The organism is Pseudomonas sp. LBUM1676 (assembly GCF_059695605.1).
The window spans coordinates 5,832,152-5,849,603 of sequence record NZ_CP166777.1; the positions used below are offsets into that span (position 1 = coordinate 5,832,152).

15 protein-coding genes and 1 other RNA gene are annotated in these 17,452 nt (G+C 61.7%); 2 read left to right on the forward strand and 14 right to left on the reverse strand.

The genetic code is table 11. The annotated features are described in order from the left end of the window. Position 1: 1 nt before the first annotated feature. The 14 genes from ACA041_RS26925 to rsmI all read right to left on the reverse strand — a co-directional run bounded on the left by ACA041_RS26925 (position 2) and on the right by rsmI (position 15,069). Positions 2 to 970, reverse strand: a complete 969-nt coding sequence (locus ACA041_RS26925) for a D-alanine--D-alanine ligase (protein ID WP_497438597.1) — start codon at positions 968 to 970, stop codon at positions 2 to 4. Beyond that, positions 967 to 2,427 (reverse strand): UDP-N-acetylmuramate--L-alanine ligase, encoded by a 1,461-nt coding sequence (gene murC / locus ACA041_RS26930; RefSeq protein WP_497438598.1) that lies wholly within the window; start codon positions 2,425 to 2,427, stop codon positions 967 to 969. The genes ACA041_RS26925 and murC overlap by 4 nt, the downstream gene beginning before the upstream one ends. Next, entirely contained in the window at positions 2,420 to 3,490 is a 1,071-nt protein-coding gene (murG, locus tag ACA041_RS26935; RefSeq protein ID WP_497438599.1) for an undecaprenyldiphospho-muramoylpentapeptide beta-N-acetylglucosaminyltransferase, read from the reverse strand. The genes murC and murG overlap by 8 nt, the downstream gene beginning before the upstream one ends. Next, positions 3,480 to 4,697: a putative lipid II flippase FtsW gene (gene ftsW / locus ACA041_RS26940; RefSeq protein ID WP_497438600.1), complete on the reverse strand. Its 1,218-nt coding sequence runs from the start codon at positions 4,695 to 4,697 to the stop codon at positions 3,480 to 3,482. The genes murG and ftsW overlap by 11 nt, the downstream gene beginning before the upstream one ends. After that, positions 4,694 to 6,040 carry a UDP-N-acetylmuramoyl-L-alanine--D-glutamate ligase gene (gene murD, locus ACA041_RS26945; protein ID WP_497438601.1) on the reverse strand — a complete coding sequence of 449 codons (1,347 nt, stop codon included), beginning with the start codon at positions 6,038 to 6,040 and terminating at the stop codon, positions 4,694 to 4,696. Before murD ends, ftsW begins: the two co-directional genes overlap by 4 nt. A gap of 5 nt (positions 6,041 to 6,045) precedes the next feature. Then, positions 6,046 to 7,128 (reverse strand): phospho-N-acetylmuramoyl-pentapeptide-transferase, encoded by a 1,083-nt coding sequence (mraY, locus tag ACA041_RS26950; RefSeq protein ID WP_497438602.1) that lies wholly within the window; start codon positions 7,126 to 7,128, stop codon positions 6,046 to 6,048. Continuing rightward, the gene (locus ACA041_RS26955) at positions 7,128 to 8,495 is read right to left on the reverse strand and encodes a UDP-N-acetylmuramoyl-tripeptide--D-alanyl-D-alanine ligase (protein WP_497438603.1); all 1,368 of its coding nucleotides are present in this window, start codon (positions 8,493 to 8,495) and stop codon (positions 7,128 to 7,130) included. Before ACA041_RS26955 ends, mraY begins: the two co-directional genes overlap by 1 nt. Further along, positions 8,488 to 9,951 (reverse strand): UDP-N-acetylmuramoyl-L-alanyl-D-glutamate--2,6-diaminopimelate ligase, encoded by a 1,464-nt coding sequence (locus ACA041_RS26960; protein ID WP_497438604.1) that lies wholly within the window; start codon positions 9,949 to 9,951, stop codon positions 8,488 to 8,490. The genes ACA041_RS26955 and ACA041_RS26960 overlap by 8 nt, the downstream gene beginning before the upstream one ends. Next, positions 9,951 to 11,690, reverse strand: a complete 1,740-nt coding sequence (locus ACA041_RS26965; protein ID WP_497442180.1) for a peptidoglycan D,D-transpeptidase FtsI family protein — start codon at positions 11,688 to 11,690, stop codon at positions 9,951 to 9,953. The genes ACA041_RS26960 and ACA041_RS26965 overlap by 1 nt, the downstream gene beginning before the upstream one ends. Then, positions 11,690 to 11,983 (reverse strand): cell division protein FtsL, encoded by a 294-nt coding sequence (ftsL, locus tag ACA041_RS26970; RefSeq protein ID WP_137803789.1) that lies wholly within the window; start codon positions 11,981 to 11,983, stop codon positions 11,690 to 11,692. Before ftsL ends, ACA041_RS26965 begins: the two co-directional genes overlap by 1 nt. Continuing rightward, positions 11,980 to 12,927, reverse strand: a complete 948-nt coding sequence (rsmH, locus tag ACA041_RS26975) for a 16S rRNA (cytosine(1402)-N(4))-methyltransferase RsmH (protein ID WP_497438605.1) — start codon at positions 12,925 to 12,927, stop codon at positions 11,980 to 11,982. The genes ftsL and rsmH overlap by 4 nt, the downstream gene beginning before the upstream one ends. Continuing rightward, entirely contained in the window at positions 12,924 to 13,379 is a 456-nt protein-coding gene (gene mraZ / locus ACA041_RS26980; RefSeq protein ID WP_338582920.1) for a division/cell wall cluster transcriptional repressor MraZ, read from the reverse strand. Before mraZ ends, rsmH begins: the two co-directional genes overlap by 4 nt. Positions 13,380 to 13,735: 356 nt before the next feature. After that, positions 13,736 to 14,089, reverse strand: an RNA gene (gene rnpB / locus ACA041_RS26985) — RNase P RNA component class A. 74 nt (positions 14,090 to 14,163) lie between these two features. Next, positions 14,164 to 15,069: a 16S rRNA (cytidine(1402)-2'-O)-methyltransferase gene (rsmI, locus tag ACA041_RS26990; protein ID WP_497438606.1), complete on the reverse strand. Its 906-nt coding sequence runs from the start codon at positions 15,067 to 15,069 to the stop codon at positions 14,164 to 14,166. Between the two features lie 176 nt (positions 15,070 to 15,245). Here rsmI and ACA041_RS26995 point away from each other — a divergent pair, with 176 nt between their 5' ends. Continuing rightward, positions 15,246 to 17,057, forward strand: a complete 1,812-nt coding sequence (locus tag ACA041_RS26995; protein ID WP_497438607.1) for a penicillin-binding protein activator — start codon at positions 15,246 to 15,248, stop codon at positions 17,055 to 17,057. After that, positions 17,057 to 17,419 (forward strand): YraN family protein, encoded by a 363-nt coding sequence (locus ACA041_RS27000; RefSeq protein ID WP_154851003.1) that lies wholly within the window; start codon positions 17,057 to 17,059, stop codon positions 17,417 to 17,419. Before ACA041_RS26995 ends, ACA041_RS27000 begins: the two co-directional genes overlap by 1 nt. Positions 17,420 to 17,452 lie beyond the last annotated feature (33 nt).

Consider the following 17,452-nt stretch of genomic DNA (forward strand, 5'->3'; position numbering starts at 1 on the left):
CTTAACCTCGCGGCTCTTCGTTACTGGCAACGCTGGCGGCCAAAATGGCCAGGACCAGTTGCTGGAAATCCAGACCGGCAGCACGGGCCGCCATCGGCACCAGACTGTGATCGGTCATGCCCGGTGCGGTATTGACTTCCAGGAACCAGAACTGCCCGTCGGCGTCCTGCATCACGTCTGCCCTGCCCCAACCGGCGATACCCAGCGCCTCACAGGCTTTCGCCGTAAGGTCCATCAGTTCTTTTTCTTTGTCGCTGTCCAGGCCGCACGGGATCCGGTACTGGGTATCGGAGGCCACGTACTTGGCGTCGTAGTCGTAGAAACTGTGCGTCGTGCCCAGGGCAATCGGTGGCAACACCTGGTCACGCAGGGTGGCGATGGTGAACTCCGGACCTTGAATCCATTGCTCGACCAACACTTGGGAATCGTAGGTACTGGCCGCTTTCCAGGCGTCGATCAACCCAGGCGCGGAGGTCACTTTGGCCATCCCGATACTTGAACCTTCATGGGCCGGTTTGACGATCAAAGGGAAGCCCAGTTCCGTCGCTGCCGAAATACAATCGGCCTCGCTGCTCAGTACCGCGTGACGTGGCGTCGGAATGCCCAGGCTGTGCCAGACCTGTTTGGTGCGCAGCTTGTCCATGGCCAGGGCCGAGGCCAGGATGCCGCTGCCGGTGTACGGAATGCCCAGGCACTCGAGCAGGCCTTGCATGCTGCCGTCTTCACCGCCACGACCGTGGAGGATGATGAAGGCGCGGTCGATTTTTTCGTTCAGCAGGCGCTGCAGCAGATCATCGCCGACATCGAGCCCGAACGCGTCCACACCGGCGCTCAGCAGCGCATCGAGCACTGCGTTACCCGACTTCAGGGACACCTCGCGCTCGGCACTTTTGCCACCGAACAACACGGCGACCCGGCCGAAGTCTTTCGGCGCGACAGTGGAGACGAGGTTGGCGTAAGCAGCAGTCATTTCAACTTCCCCACGCTCGGCGCGGCAACGGCGCCAGCGAACAACGGACTCTTCAACAATTTCGGGGCGAGGCCACCGATATCACCGGCACCCTGGCACAGCAGGATGTCGCCGGCACGCAGCAGCGGCTTGACCAGCGGCGCGAGATCGACGCCACGCTCGATGTAGATCGGATCGAGTTGACCGCGCTGGCGGATGCTGTTGCACAGCTTGCGGCTGTCGGCCCCGGGGATCGGCTCTTCGCCGGCCGGATAGACTTCCATCAGCAGCAGGACGTTGGCATCGGCCAATACATTGACGAAATCGTCGTACAGGTCGCGGGTGCGGCTGTAACGGTGCGGCTGGTACACCATCACCAGGCGGCGCTCCGGCCAACCGCCGCGCACGGCCTTGATGACCGCGGCAACTTCAGTCGGGTGGTGACCGTAGTCGTCGACCAGCATCACGTTGCCGCCTTCTACCGGCAGTTCGCCGTAGACCTGGAAGCGTCGGCCGACACCCTGGAACCCGGACAGCCCCTGGACGATGGCTTCATCGCTGACGCCCTCGTCAGTGGCGATGCAAATGGTGGCCAGCGAATTCAGCACGTTGTGGTTGCCCGGCATGTTCACCGAGACATCCAGCGGCTCACGGTCGGGACGCAGCACGGTGAAGAAGGTCTGCATGCCTTGCTGGCGGACATTGATCGCGCGCACATCGGCGTCATCGTCGAAGCCGTACGTGACCGTCGGGCGTTTCACCAGGGGCAGGATTTCACGCACCACCGGATCGTCCAGGCACACCACGGCCAGGCCGTAGAAAGGCAGATTGTGCAGGAACTCGACGAAGGTTTTCTTCAGCTTGTTGAAGTCACCGTCGTAGGTCGCCATGTGATCGGCGTCGATGTTGGTGACCACGGCCACCAGCGGCTGCAAGTGCAGGAAACTGGCGTCGCTTTCATCGGCTTCGGCAATCAGGTAGCGACTGCTGCCGAGCTGGGCATTGGTGCCCGCTGCATTCAGACGACCACCGATGACAAATGTCGGGTCCAGGCCACCGGCGGCGAACACCGAAGCGATCAGGCTGGTGGTGGTGGTTTTGCCGTGGGTACCGGCAACGGCGATACCGTGGCGATAACGCATCAACTCGGCGAGCATTTCTGCCCGCGGCACCACCGGAATCCGGCGTTCCAGGGCGGTGGCCACTTCCGGGTTGGAGGTGTTCACGGCACTGGAGGTGACCAGCACATCGGCGGTCGCGGCGTTCTCGGCACGGTGACCGATAAAGATCTGGGCGCCGAAGGACTCGAGACGTTCGGTCACCGGCGAAGCCTTAAGGTCCGAACCGGACACTTCATAGCCCAGGTTCAGTAACACTTCGGCGATGCCGCACATGCCCACGCCGCCGATGCCGACGAAGTGGATGCGACGGATGCGGCGCATTTCCGGATGCGGCATGGCTTTCTTATTATCAACCATGGGCCACCTCCAGACAGGTATCGACCACGTTACGGGTGGCATCGGGTTTGGCCAGGCGGCGGGCGGCGGTAGCCATGTCGGCGAGTCGTTGTGGTTGCATCAGGACCTCTGTCAGGCGTGCGGCAAGATCCGCTGCGCCAGTCGTTCTTTGCGGCATCAGGAAGGCTGCGCCTTCACGGGCCAAATAGTCGGCGTTGCGGGTCTGGTGATCGTCGATCGCGTGGGGCAAAGGCACCAGCATCGAGGGCAGACCGGCGGCGGCCAGTTCACTGATGGTCAACGCGCCTGCGCGGCATACCACCAGGTCGGCCCAGCCATAGGCTTGGGCCATGTCTTTGATGAAAGGCTGCACCTGCGCCTCGACGCCAGCCGCGCGATAGCGCTCTGCAGTCACTTCATCGTGTTTTTTGCCGGACTGATGAAACACTTCCGGACGCAGGTCGGGAGCGACTTGCGACAGGGCTTCAGGCAGCAATTTGTTCAACGGTTCTGCGCCCAGGCTTCCACCCAGGATCAGCAAACGCGCCTTGCGACCGGCCAGGGCTGGTCGCGGTGTATCGAGGAACAGCTCGGTGCGCACCGGGTTACCGGTGGTCCGACGGCTGCCCGACAGGGTAAAGGTGTCGGGGAACGCTTCACAGACTCGGGCGGCCAACGGCACCAGCAACCGATTGGCGGTACCGGCCACGGCGTTCTGCTCGTGAACGATCACCGGCACGCCGGCCAGTTTGGCCGCGACCCCACCAGGACCGGTCACATAACCACCAAAACCGACGACACAGACTGGCTGCAGGCGCCGCATGATGGTCCGCGCCTGCCAGACCGATTTGAGCAACATGAACGGTGCCTTGAGCATGGACAACTTGCCCTTGCCCCGCAGACCGCTGGCGTCGATCCGGTGCAGCTCGATACCGGCCATCGGCACCAGCTCGTTCTCGATGCCGCGCGGGGTCCCGAGCCAGTGCACTGTGTAACCACGGGCCTGGAATTCGCGGGCACAGGCCAGCGCCGGGAACACGTGGCCACCGGTGCCGCCCGCCATGATCAAGACGTTAGCGGCCATGGGTCGGCTCCTCGGCGAAGTCGCTCTCCTGGAACTCCATCTCTTCACTGCCCAGGTGGGTTCGACTCTCCCACTCGATGCGCAGCAACAAACCGAGACAGGCACAGCAGATCACCAACGAACTACCGCCATAACTGAGGAAAGGCAGGGTCAGGCCTTTGGTCGGCAGCAGGCCGACGTTCACCCCGATATTGATCAGGAACTGACCGATCCACAGGAACGACAGGCCGTACGCCACGTACGCCGCGAAATACTGCTTGGCTTTTTCCGCCCACAACCCGATGTACATGCCGCGTACACACACGAACACGAACAGGGCGACGGTGCACAGGGAGCCCACCATCCCGAGCTCTTCGGCCAGGACCGAGAACACGAAGTCAGTGTGGGCTTCGGGCAGGTAGAACTGCTTCTGCACGCTGTTGCCCAGGCCAACGCCCAGCCACTCGCCACGACCGAAGGCAATCAGCGCCTGGGTCAGCTGGTAGCCGGAACCGAATTGGTCGGCCCAGGGGTCGGTGAAGGTAATCAGACGCGCCATCCGGTAGGGTTGTGCCTGCACCAGGACGGTCACCGCCCCGACTGCCAACGCCACCATCAAGGTGAAGCGGAACAGGCCGACGCCGCCGAGGAACAGCATCGCGGCTGCCGCGCCCATCATCACGACGGTGGCGCCGAAGTCCGGCTCCATCAGCAGCAGACCGGCCATTGGCAGCAGTACGATGAAGGGCTTGAAGAAACCCATCCAGCTTTCGCGCACTTCTTTCTGGCGCCGCACGAGGTAACCGGCGAGGTAAATGACGACAAATACCTTGGCGATTTCCGATGGCTGCACGTTGAAGAAGCTGAAACCGATCCAGCGCATCGAACCGTTCACCTCACGGCCGATCCCCGGGATGATAACCATCACCAGCAAACCGAAGGCACCGAGCAGCATCAACCAGCCGAGGCGTTGCCAAGTGGCAATCGGAATCATCATGGTGACGATGCATGCACCCAGGCCAAGGACCAGGTAAATCAGGTGCCGAATCATGTGGTACAGGGTGTTGCCCGACTGCACGGCAGCCACTTCCGACGAAGCGGAGGTGATCATCACCAGGCCCAGGCCCAACAGCGCCAGACAGCCCGCCAGCATCGGGAAATCGAGGTCGATACCGCGCCCGGTAATGATCGGCGACGGGTACGGCTTGATGATGTTGCGCAGGCTCATGTCAAGTCCTCCACGGCGCGGACAAACTGGTGCCCGCGATCTTCGTAGTTCTTGAACATGTCGAAACTGGCGCAGGCCGGCGACAGCAGCACCGCGTCGCCCTTTTCGGCGATGGCGCGGCATTGCGCGACGGCTTCGTCCAGCGAATTGACGCGAAACAGCGGTACGGCGTTACCGATGGCCTGGCCGATCAGCCCGGAGTCGCGGCCCATCAGCACCACGGCACGGCAGTTGACCGCGACCGGATCGCGCAGATCCTTAAATTCGGCACCCTTGCCGTCGCCACCGGCGATAAGCACCAGTTTGCCGTCGATGTCCGCGCCCAGACCCTCGATGGCGGCCAGTGCGGCGCCGACATTGGTGGCTTTGGAATCGTTGTAGTAGCTCACGCCATCCAGGTCGCGGACCCATTGGCAGCGATGTTCAAGCCCGGCGAAAGTACGCAGGCTTGCGAGCATGGCGTCGAACGGCAGGCCCACGGCATGGCCCAGCGCCAATGCCGCCAGGGCGTTGGACTGGTTATGGGCGCCGCGAATTTTCAACTCGCGCACCGGCATCAGGTTCTGGAATTCGAAGGCCAGGTACTTCTCGCCATCTTCTTCGCGAATGCCAAAGGCCTTGAAATCGGGCTTGCTCAAGCCGAAGGTCCAGCAAGGCTGGCCCTCACCCATCAATGGACGGCTCAGGGCATCCTGGCGGTTGACGACAAACTGTCTGGCGCCACGGAAAATCCGGTGTTTGGCCAGATGATAGGCCGGTAGTCCGCTGTAGCGGTCCATGTGGTCTTCGCTGACATTGAGCACAGTCGCCACTTCAGCGCCAAGGCTATCGGTGGTCTCAAGCTGGAAACTCGACAGTTCCATCACGTACAGCTCGACATCGTCGCTGAGCAGGTCCAGCGCCGGCGTGCCCAGGTTGCCCCCGACCGCAACACGCTTGCCCGCCGCAACCGCCATCTCGCCAACCAGGGTGGTGACGGTGCTTTTCGCGTTGGAACCGCTGATGGCGACAATCGGCGCCTTCGCGTTACGCGCGAACAGCTCGATATCGCCGGACAATTTCACGCCACGGGCGGCGGCAGCCTGCAGGGCCGGGGTCGCCAGTGCCAGGCCGGGGCTCACGTAGAGTTCATCGGCGCGGCACAGGAATTCGACGTCCAGCTCGCCACAACGCACTTCCACGTGCGGATAGTCACGCTTGAGCGTGGCCAGTTCCGGTGGATTTTCCCGCGTATCGGCGACAGCAAACGACGTGCCCCGGTTCGCCAGGAAGCGAACCAGGGACATGCCGCTCTTGCCGAGGCCGACAACGATGCGGAAGTGGTCAGAAGCGATTAGAGACACTCGTTCTACCTCAGCTTCAGGGTGGCAAGGCCGACCAATACCAGAATCACGGTGATGATCCAGAAACGGACGATCACGCGTGGCTCGGGCCAGCCCTTGAGTTCAAAGTGGTGGTGAATCGGTGCCATGCGGAACACACGGCGACCGGTCAGCTTGAAGGAAGCAACCTGGATGACGACTGACAGGGTTTCCATCACGAACACACCGCCCATGATGAACAGGACGATTTCCTGGCGGACGATCACCGCGATGGTGCCCAGGGCCGCGCCCAGCGCCAGCGCGCCGACGTCCCCCATGAAAACTTGCGCGGGATAGGTGTTGAACCACAGGAAGCCCAGGCCCGCACCGATCAGTGCGCCGCAGAACACAATCAGTTCACCGGCGCCCGGCACATAAGGGATCAGCAGGTATTCGGCGAACTTCACGTTACCCGACAAGTAGCAGAAGATCCCCAGGCCGCCGCCCACCATCACGGTCGGCATGATCGCCAGGCCGTCGAGGCCGTCCGTCAGGTTGACCGCGTTGCTCGAGCCGACAATCACGAAATAGGTCAGGACGATAAAGCCTGCGCCCAGCGCAATACTGTAGTCCTTGAGCATCGGAAAGATCAGGGTGGTTTCCACCGGCGTTGTTGCGGTCATATAAAGGAAGATCGCCGCCCCCAGCCCGAACACTGATTGCCAGAAGTATTTCCAGCGACTCGGCAAACCACGGGAGTTCTTCTCGATCACCTTACGGTAATCGTCGACCCAGCCGATGGCGCCGAACAGCAATGTCACCAGGAGTACGGTCCAGACATAACGGTTGCTCAGGTCAGCCCAAAGCAAGGTGCTGACACCGATGGACGACAGAATCAGCGCACCACCCATGGTCGGCGTGCCGGATTTGGACAGGTGCGATTGTGGACCATCGTTGCGAACGGATTGACCGATCTGACGGTTCTGCAAGGTACGGATCATCCACGGGCCATAGCACAGCGACAAAACCAGCGCGGTCAGCACACCGAGGATCCCGCGCAGGGTCAGGTACTGGAAGACCGCGAAGCCTTTGTAGAACTGTTGCAGATACTCCGCTAGCAGCAGCAGCATTAATGTTTCTCCAGACGGGTCCCGCACAAAGCGGCGACGATGTTTTCCATCGCAGCGCTGCGCGAGCCTTTGATCAAAATGGTGGTGTTTGTGTCTTGCTCGGCGTCGAGGGCCTTGATCAGCTCGGCCTGAGTGTCGAAGTGCCGAGCCTGTTCGCCGAAAGCGTTCACGGCGTGAGCCATCAATGGCCCGACAGCGTAAAGCGCGCAGACCTTGCCGCGGGCGTATTCGCCTACATCGCGGTGCCCCTGCTCCGCCCAATCGCCCAACTCGCCGATATCCCCGAGCACCAGGACGGTGCGGCCGGAAAAGCCGGCCAGTATATCAACGGCGGCGCACATGGAGGTAGGGTTCGCGTTATACGTATCATCGATCACGCGCATGCCGTTGCTGGCCAGTTGCGCCACAGTGCGGCCCTTGACCGGTTGCACCGCGCCAAGGCCGGTGACGATACCCGACAGCGAAACGCCCAGCGCGTGGGCTGCCGCTGCGGCAGCCAGGGCATTGGCGACGTTGTGGGTGCCGAGCAGGTTCAGCTGCACCCGCTCCTCGCCTTCAGGACTGTGCAGAATGAAGGCCGGGCAACCGCGAGCGTCGCGGTCAAGATCGCTGGCGTAGAAGTTGGCGCCGACATTGCTCAGGGCGAACGTCAGCACTTTGCGACCGGCAGCGCGGGTGTTCCAGATGTCGAACGCCTTGTCGTCGAGATTGAGCACGGCGACGCCATCGGCATCCAGCCCTTCAATGATCTCGCCCTTGGCTTCAACGATTTTTTCCGGCCCGCCGAACTCGCCGACATGGGCGGTCCCGGCGTTGTTGAGCACGGCCACATGCGGTTTGGTCATGCCGACGGTGTAGGCAATTTCACCGAGCCGCGAAGCGCCAAGCTCAATCACTGCAGCGGTGTGTTCCGGCGCGAGTTCGAGCAGGGTCAGCGGCACGCCAAGGTCGTTGTTCAGATTGCCACGGGTCGCCAGTACCGGACCGCGCGTGCGCAAGATGCTGGCGAGCATTTCCTTGACCGTGGTCTTGCCGCTGGAACCGGTGATGGCGGCCACGGGACGCGTGAACCCGGCACGGTTCATCGCACCCAACTGCCCGAGGGCCTGGCGGGTATCCTTGACCAGCAATTGCGGCAGTGCGCTGTCGGCGACTTCACGCTCGACCAATGCACCGGCGGCGCCCAGGTTGGCCACATCGTTCAAATAGTCATGGCCATCGAAGCGCGGACCGGTGAGGGCAATAAACAGTTGGCCGGGCTTGATGGCGCGACTGTCGATACTGACGCCATCGAACGTGGCATCGGCCACCAGCAGCTGGCCGTTCAGCGCGCCGGTCAATTCGCTCAGTTTCAAAGCCTTAAGCATGAGCCACCTCCCACGCGGTCAAGGCATGATCGGCCTCGACCAGATCGGAGAACGTATGACGCTGGCCGTTGATTTCCTGATAGTCCTCGTGGCCTTTGCCGGCCAGGACAATCACGTCATCCGCCGAAGCACCGGCGATCAACCGGGCAATCGCCTGGCCACGGCCGGCGACGAACGTGACTTTATCCACAGCCGTGAAACCGGCGCGGATGTCGTCGAAAATCACCGCTGGGTCTTCCGTGCGTGGGTTGTCATCAGTCACCAGCACGCCGTCGGCCAGGCGCTCGACCACTTCGGCCATCAGCGGGCGCTTGCCCCGATCGCGATCACCGCCGCAGCCGAACAGGCACAGCAAGCGGCCTTTGGCGTGTGGACGCAGGGCCATCAAGACTTTTTCCAGCGCGTCCGGCGTGTGGGCATAATCGACCACCACCAGCGGCTGGGAACCACCGCCGAGACGCTGCATGCGACCGGCCGGACCTTCGAGTTTCGGCAGCACCTTGAGAATTTCGTCCAGCGCGTAATCCAGGCCGAGCAAGGCGCCAATGGCGGCGAGCACGTTGCTCAGGTTGAAACGGCCGAGCAAGGTGCTGCGCAGATGGTGTTGGCCCTGCGGGGTAACCAGTGTGGCGCGCACACCTTCGTCGTCGAACTGCGCTTCACGGCAATAGAGATAGGCGCTGGAGTCCTCCAGACTGTAGGTAATCAGCCGCGATTCGCGTTTTTCCCGGGCCAGTTGCCGGCCGAAATCGTCGTCGAGGTTAACCACGCGGCATTTCAGATCGCTCCAGGCAAACAGCCTGGCCTTGGCTTCGCCGTAGGCCTGCATGGTGCCGTGGTAATCCAGATGATCGCGGGACAGGTTGGTCATCACCGCCACATCGAACGCCAACGCCGTCACCCGGCCCTGATCCAGACCGTGGGAAGACACTTCCATCGCCACCGCCTTGGCACCGGCCTTTTTCAGGTCGGCAAGGGTCGCCTGCATGGCGATCGGGTTCGGCGTGGTGTGCAGGCCACTCTGCAGTGCGCCATGGAAACCGGAGCCCAAGGTGCCGACGATGCCGCAATGCTGACCGAGCAAGTCCAGCGCTTGCGCGACCAACTGCGTCACGCTGGTTTTACCGTTGGTGCCGGTGACGCCGATCAGATTCAGGTGGCGGCTCGGATCACCGTAAAAACGCCCGGCGATGTCCGACAGTTGTGCTGCCAGGCCCTTGACCGGAATCAGCGGCACGTCGGTGATCGGCAGCACGGTTGCGCCTTCGACTTCATAGGCTACAGCCGCGGCACCGCGCTGCAAGGCGTCGGCAATGTGCGCTCGACCGTCGAACTTGCCGCCAGGAACGGCGAGAAACAGATCGCCCGCCCGCACGTTACGGCTGTCCAGGGTCAGTTCGCGAATCAGCAGATCGCGGCCGGCGTGGGCGAAAATCTTGTTCAGGCTCAGGGACATCAGCCGCGCCCTCCATTGGCTTTCAGTGGAACGACCGGAGTTGCGTTCACTTGTTGGACAGGTGGCAGGTTGTCCGGCGTGATGTTCATCAGGCGCAGGGTCCCGGACATCACTTTGCTGAACACCGGTGCAGAGACCAGACCACCGTAGTAACCGGCCTTGGTCGGCTCATCGATCACCACGACTATCGCGTAGCGCGGATCGCTCATCGGACCGAAGCCGGCAAACAGCGAACGGTAGGAGTTCACGGCATAACCTTTGGTACCCACCGACGTTTTACGTGCGGTACCCGACTTGCCACCGACGTGATACGCCGGCACTTGCGCCCGGAACACACCGCGCGGGGCTTCGATCACTTGCTGGAGCATGGTCTGCATGGTTTTCGCGACCGCTTCCGGCAGCACTTCGATGGATTGCGGCACTTTGTCGGTTTTGATCAGCGTCAGCGGCGCGAGGCGACCGTTGTTGGCCAGGGCCGAGAAGGCGTGGACCAACTGGATCGCGGTCACGGAGATACCGTAGCCGTATGACAGCGTGGCGGTTTCAGCCTTGCGCCACTCGCGGTAGTTCGGCAGGTTGCCGACGCGCTCGCCCGGGAAACCAAGTCCGGTGTCCTGGCCAAGCCCGACTTTTTGCGCCAGACGGAAAATCGTTTCGCCGCCGATGTCGAACGCGACCTTGCTCATGCCGACGTTACTGGAATTGATCAGGATCCCGGTCAGGTCGAGGACCGGACCTTCGGATTTGGAAACGTCACGGATGGTGTATTTGCCCAGCTGCAGCGTGCCCGGGTAAACCTCGACGGTATCGCTCGGTTTCCAGCGACCGGTTTCGATGGCGGCGCTCATGGAAATGGCTTTCATGGTCGAACCCGGCTCGAACACATCGATCATCGCGCGGTTACGCATCATCGCCGGTTGCAGGTTGCGTCGGTTGTTCGGGTTGTAGGTCGGCTGGTTGACCATGGCGAGGATCTCGCCGGTCTTCACGTCCATGATCACCAGGCTGCCAGCCTTGGCGCCGTTCTCGATGATCGCGTTTCGCAGTTCACGGTTGGCCAGATATTGCAGGCGCAGATCAATGGACAACGCCAAGGGCTTACCGGCCTTGGCGTTTTTGGTGACCTGGACATCCTTGATAAGTCGGCCGCGCCGATCCTTGATGACCTGTCGCTTGCCGGGTACGCCGGCCAGCCATTCATCGTAGGCCAGCTCGACCCCTTCTCGACCGTGGTCGTCGATGTCGGTAAAGCCGACCATGTGCGCGGTGACTTCACCGGCCGGGTAGAAACGCCGGAACTCTTCAATGCCATAGACGCCCGGCACTTTCAGATCAAGCACGGACTGGCCCTGCTCGGGGGTGAGCCCGCGCACCAGGTAGATGAATTCCTTATTGGCCTGGGCCTCGAGACGTTCGGCCAGGGCCTTGGGATTCTGGCCCAGCGCCGCCGCCAATGCCGGCCATTTTTCCTTGGCCTGCTGCATTTCCTTGGCGTTGGCCCACAGGGTGGTGACCGGCGTACTCACGGCCAGGGGCTCGCCGTTACGGTCGGTGATCAGACCACGGTGAGCCGGAATCGGGATATGCCGAACACTGCGCGCGTCGCCCTGGCCCTTGAGGAAGGCACGGTCCACCACTTGCAGGTCGATGATGCGCCAGGCAATGGCCGCGACCATGACGCCGAGCAGGCCCAGCACCAGGCGGAAACGCCAGGGAAAGAGCGCGCCTTCGAGTTTCATCATGGGGCCACCATCTGCACTTCAGCGGCGCCGGGAATGCGCATCTTCAGTTGCTCGGTTGCCAGTACTTCGATACGGCTGTGGGCGGTCCAGGTGCTCTGTTCGAGAATCAACCGGCCCCATTCCGCCTGCGCCTTGTCGCGCACGCTCAACTCGTTGTACAGCGAGTTCAGCAGCTGACGGTTCCAGTGGGCGCTGTAGGACACACCGACGGCAGACACGAGCACGCCGATAAACAGCAGCAGCATGAAAAAGCTTCCGCCGGGAAGTGGCTTGGCGAAAAGCTTGCTCACCGCAATTTCTCCGCGACGCGCATGATGGCGCTACGGGAACGTGGGTTGGCTTTGAGTTCGGCCTCGGAGGCGGACTGCGCTTTGCCATGGACTTTGATTTTCGGTTCGAAGGCGACGTGACGTACCGGTAGGTTGCGCGGCAGGTTGTCGGCTTCGCCTTTCACCAGCTTGCGCATGAACAGTTTGACGATGCGATCTTCCAGCGAGTGGAAGCTGATCACGACCAGGCGGCCGCCCACTTCCAGGCATTCCAGCGCGGCTTCGAGGCCGGCTTCCAGATCGCCCAGTTCGTTGTTGACGTGAATACGCAATCCCTGGAACGCACGGGTCGCCGGGTTCTTGCCCTTTTCCCACGCCGGGTTCGCGACTTTCAGCACTTCAGCCAGATCGGCGGTGCGCTCGAACGGCTTGATGTCGCGACGCTCGGCCACGGCACGGGCCATGCGCCCGGAAAAACGCTCTTCGCCGTATTCCTTGAACACCCGGGCGATCTCTTCCACCGGCGCGGTGTTGACGAATTCGGCAGCGCTGATCCCGCGGGACGGGTCCATGCGCATGTCCAGCGGGCCATCGTTGAGGAAACTGAAGCCGCGCTCAGGGTCGTCGAGCTGTGGCGAGGACACGCCAAGGTCCAACAGCACACCGCTGACCTTGCCGGCCAGGCCGCGCTCTGCGACTTCCGAACCGAGCTCGGCAAAGCTGCGCTGCACAACGACAAAGCGGCCGTCTTCGGCCGCCAGCGCTTGCCCGGTGGCAATCGCTTGAGGATCTTTATCGAACCCGAGCACCCGGCCATCGGGACCGAGCTGGCTGAGGATCAACCGGCTGTGCCCGCCGCGCCCGAACGTGCCATCCAGATAGCAGCCATCAGGACGTACGGCGAGGGCCTCGACGGCTTCGTCAAGCAGTACGGTGATGTGGTTAAAGCCGCTATCAATAGTCACAGGATCAAATCACGCAGTTCATCAGGCATGGCGCCCGGTTGTTGAATAGCAGCCAGGTCAGCGGCAGCAACCGCATCCCAGGCATCCTCGTCCCACAATTGGAACTTGTTCAGTTGGCCTACCAACATCGCGCGCTTATCCAACTTGGCATATTCACGAAGACGCGGCGGAACCAGAAAACGACCACTGCCATCGAGTTCGAGATCGACGGCATTACCAATCAGTAAACGTTGCAGACGGCGGTTCTCTTCGCGAAGCGAAGGCAGTGCACGCAGTTTTGTTTCAATAATTTCCCACTCATCGAGGGGATAAACACACAGACATGGATCAACGGCATCGATGGTGACGATCAACTGACCGGAGCTGCGCGAAACCAGCTCGTCGCGGTACCTGCTCGGCATGGCGAGACGGCCCTTTGCATCGAGACTGATTGCATTAGCTCCGCGAAACACGACAGCGTTTCTCCAAATTCTAGCGTTTTTAGCTCAAAAAACCCACTTCATGCCACTTTCCGCCACTTGCGCACACTATAGGAATGCGGCTACCGCACCGTCAAGGCGCGCATCAAAGGAAAACCCTTACAGAACTGGGATTTAGGAACATAAAAGGAGGGGTAACGAGAATCGGGCAGGTGAAATCGCTCAATAACTTGATCCCGCACAGGAGGCTGGGCTCAGAAGTTAAAGTAGATTGTTAAGAGTAAGATTTTTTCGGTATTACGAAAGTGCTCTGCCGATGATTCTGAAAGGAGGGAAATGGCTATCACAACGCCCCTGCTCAATGAGTTAAGCAGAGGTTGGGAAAAAAGGTGGAGAGTCGATCTGTAAGCCGGGTTCTGTCTTGAACAGTCATTCGTCTACGATGGCCATCACTGGACATCTTTAGCAACCTACCCGGCCCCAGCGCGGGCCACGCCTTGGGACCCTATTTGGTCTTGCTCCAAGTGGGGTTTACCTAGCCACGAACTGTTGCCAGACGTGCGGTGCGCTCTTACCGCACCTTTTCACCCTTACCGGCGCCGAAGCGCTTAGGCGGTTATTTTCTGTGGCACTTTCCGTAGGCTCACGCCTCCCAGGCATTACCTGGCACTTCGCCCTATGGAGCCCGGACTTTCCTCCCCCCCCTAATTTTCATAGAGGGCAGCGACTGTCCGATCGACTCTCCGCCGCAAAGGTTAACGGTAGAGCGGCCGAAGAACAAGCGCTAACGCCATTTGGCCACTCCTGCACGTCGGGTTTATTCGCCCTTCTGTTTATCCAGCGCGACCTGATAGAGCACGTTCTTGCGCTCGCCGGTAATTTGCGCGGCCAAGGCAGCGGCACGCTTGAGCGGCATCTCCTCGAGCAGCAGATCGAGTATACGCATCGCTTCACTGCTCACGGCGTCCTCGGTCTCGGGCGCCGACCATCCCGCGACCAACACCACGCATTCGCCGCGCTGCTGATTGCTGTCCGACTCGACGAACTCGCGCAACTCGGCCAACGGCAGGCCTTTAAGGGTTTCGAAAGTCTTGGTCAGCTCGCGCGCCAGCAAGGCCGGACGCTCCGGGCCGAAGACCAGCTCCATGTCTTGCAGGCACTCAAGGATGCGGTGCGGGGCTTCATAGAAAATCAGCGTGCGCGGCTCTTCCTTTACCAACTCCAGACGCGCACGGCGACCGACAGCCTTGGCCGGCAGGAAGCCTTCAAAAATGAAACGGTCCGACGGCAATCCCGCCGCCGACAGCGCCGCGATCAACGCACAGGCACCCGGCACCGGCACCACATTGATCCCTGCGGCACGGGCCTGACGCACCAGGTGATACCCCGGATCGGAAATCAGCGGCGTCCCGGCGTCGGAGATCAGCGCCACATCGTCACCGGCCAGCAGGCGGGTGATAAAGCGGCTACCTTCATCCCGTTCGTTGTGCTCATGACAGGCCGCCAGCGGCGTGGGAATGCCGAAGTGCTGCATCAAGCGCTGAGAATGGCGAGTGTCTTCGGCGGCGATCAAGGCCACCTCGCGCAGGATCTTCAGTGCACGCGCACTGATGTCATCCAGGTTGCCGATGGGCGTCGCCACCACATAAAGCGAGCCAGCAGCGGAATTCAAAGGACCTGGAGCAGTCAAAGCGCACACCTCATGATCGGTAAAAGCCGCCATTGTAGCGCGTAGCGACGCTCGCGATACGCGCAAGCCACCCTCGGTTTTCCTGCCGTTTGTGCAGCATTGCAACATTTGCATGAGCTAAATTGATCGATTCACACCAGTAACATCGCGCCCCGGCCAGTGCTTGGGTACAATTCCACGCTAATTTGATCGAGTATCAGGAACACTACATGATCGCTTGCCTGCGGCTGTTCACTGCCCTCTGCCTCGCTGCCTTGCTGGCGGCTTGCGCCAGCTCGCCCTCCTCCAGCCTTGGCGAACTTCCACGGACCCCTGATGCCAGCATCGAGCAACTGCTCGAACAGGCCGCTCAAAGCAAGGACCCGGAAAAAGCCGCGTTGCTGCGCCTGAATGCAGCGGACCTGGCCTATCGTCAGGGAAATGCCGGCCAGTCCGCGCAAATCCTGCAACAAGTGCCCGTCGAGCGACTCAAGCCTGGCCCGCAGGTTTTCGCCAGTACCCTGGCGGCCGAGCTGGCCATGGTGCGCAACCAGCCGAAAGCGGCGTTGACCGCCCTGAGCCACTCCAGCCTGCAACACCTGGCTCAATTGCCTGTCGAGCAGCAGGTTCGCACCGGCACCGTGCACGCTCGCGCCCTTGAGGCCGACGGCCAGACCCTGGCCGCCGCACGGGCGCGTATCTTCATCGCGCCAATGCTTGAAGGTGAAGCAGCCAGCAAGAACCACGAAGCGATCTGGACCCTGATCGCCTCGCTGCCGACCGATCAATTGCAGCCAACCTCCACCGATGATCTCGGCGGCTGGATGGGCCTGGCCCTGGCGGTGAAGAGCGCCGGCACCCTGGAACAGCAACAGGCCGCGATCGACAACTGGCGCGCACAGAATCCCAAGCACCCGGCCGCCATCCAGCTGCCATTGCCACTGACCAAGCTCAAGGAACTGGCCAGCCAGCCCCTGGGCAAGATCGGTCTGCTGCTGCCGCAGGACGGCCCCCTGGCGTCGGTCGGCAAAGCCTTGCGCGAAGGGTTCATGGCCGCTCATTACCAGGCACAGCAGGCTGGCCAGCAACCACCGGCCATCGAGTTCTATGACAGTTCGCGCCTGACTTCCCTGGACGATTTCTATCGCAAGGCCCAGGCCGATGGCGTGCAACTGGTCGTCGGCCCACTGGAGAAGCCGCTGGTCAAGCAGCTCAGCACTCGCCCGCAATTGCCGATCACCACCCTGGCGCTGAACTACAGCGAAGGCGAACAAGGTCCGGGACAGCTGTTCCAGTTCGGCCTTGCCGCCGAAGACGAAGCCCGCGAAGTATCCCGTCGCGCGCGCGCCGACGGCCTGCATCGCGCCGCCATCATGGTGCCGAAAGGTGAATGGGGCGATCGTGTCCTGCGCGCTTTCAGCCAGGACTGGCAAGCCAACGGCGGCAGCATCGTTGCCACCGAACGTGTCGATCAGCCGGTGCAACTGGCCCAGCAGATTGCCGATATGTTCCAGCTGCGCCAGAGCGAAGGTCGCGCCAAGAGCCTGCAGAGCACCGTTGGCGGACAGGTCGCTGCCCAGCCTTCGCGTCGCCAGGACATCGAATTCATCTTCCTCGCGGCAACGCCTCAGCAAGCCCAGCAGATCAAGCCGACCCTGAACTTCCAGTACGCAGGTGACGTACCGGTCTACGCCACCTCCCACGTGTTCAGCGCCAGCGGCGACCAGAACCAGTACAACGACATGAACGGCGTGCGCTTCTGCGAAACCCCCTGGCTGCTGGATGCCAACGATCCACTGCGCCGTCAGGTGACCGCTCAATGGCCACAAGCCGGCGGCAGCCTGGGTCGCCTGTATGCGATGGGCGTCGACGCTTATCGTCTGGCCCCGCGCCTGGGACAACTCAAGGCCTTGCCGGACAGCCGTATCGAAGGTCAGTCGGGCAGCCTGGGCATGACGCAGAACCAACGCGTGGTGCGCCAGTTGCCATGGGCCCAGTTCGTCAATGGTCAGGTTCAACGCCTGCCGGACACCCCACGCTGATGCCTGACAGGTCACGCCAGCAAAGCGGAAAAGATGCCGAGCGCCATGCGCTCGAGCACCTTGAGCAACAAGGCCTGCGCCTGCTGGCGCAGAACTGGTTGTGTAAACGCGGCGAGCTTGATCTGGTCATGCTTGACGGCGATACAGTAGTATTCGTTGAAGTCCGCTACAGAAAGAACACCCAATGGGGTGGCGCACTCGATAGCATCGATGGGCGCAAACGGCAGAAACTGATTTTCGCCGCGCAGTATTTTCTTCAGCGCGAGTCGCGTTGGGCCAATTCCCCCTGCCGCTTCGACGTGGTTGCCATCGACAGCAACCTCGCTCAGTTGAACTGGTTGCAGAATGCCTTCGACAGCTGATCGCTTACGCCGCGACCCGGACACTTTTACCCA

Bases quoted from the DNA above. Each gene is read 5' to 3' on its own strand.
- ACA041_RS26925 (WP_497438597.1), bottom strand. From the start codon at position 970: ATGACTGCTGCTTACGCCAACCTCGTCTCCACTGTCGCGCCGAAAGAC.
- murC (WP_497438598.1), bottom strand. From the start codon at position 2,427: ATGGTTGATAATAAGAAAGCCATGCCGCATCCGGAAATGCGCCGCATC.
- murG (WP_497438599.1), bottom strand. From the start codon at position 3,490: ATGGCCGCTAACGTCTTGATCATGGCGGGCGGCACCGGTGGCCACGTG.
- ftsW (WP_497438600.1), bottom strand. From the start codon at position 4,697: ATGAGCCTGCGCAACATCATCAAGCCGTACCCGTCGCCGATCATTACC.
- mraY (WP_497438602.1), bottom strand. From the start codon at position 7,128: ATGCTGCTGCTGCTAGCGGAGTATCTGCAACAGTTCTACAAAGGCTTC.
- ACA041_RS26955 (WP_497438603.1), bottom strand. From the start codon at position 8,495: ATGCTTAAGGCTTTGAAACTGAGCGAATTGACCGGCGCGCTGAACGGC.
- ACA041_RS26960 (WP_497438604.1), bottom strand. From the start codon at position 9,951: ATGTCCCTGAGCCTGAACAAGATTTTCGCCCACGCCGGCCGCGATCTG.
- ACA041_RS26965 (WP_497442180.1), bottom strand. From the start codon at position 11,690: ATGAAACTCGAAGGCGCGCTCTTTCCCTGGCGTTTCCGCCTGGTGCTG.
- rsmI (WP_497438606.1), bottom strand. From the start codon at position 15,069: ATGGCGGCTTTTACCGATCATGAGGTGTGCGCTTTGACTGCTCCAGGT.
- ACA041_RS26995 (WP_497438607.1), top strand. From the start codon at position 15,246: ATGATCGCTTGCCTGCGGCTGTTCACTGCCCTCTGCCTCGCTGCCTTG.
- ACA041_RS27000 (WP_154851003.1), top strand. From the start codon at position 17,057: ATGCCTGACAGGTCACGCCAGCAAAGCGGAAAAGATGCCGAGCGCCAT.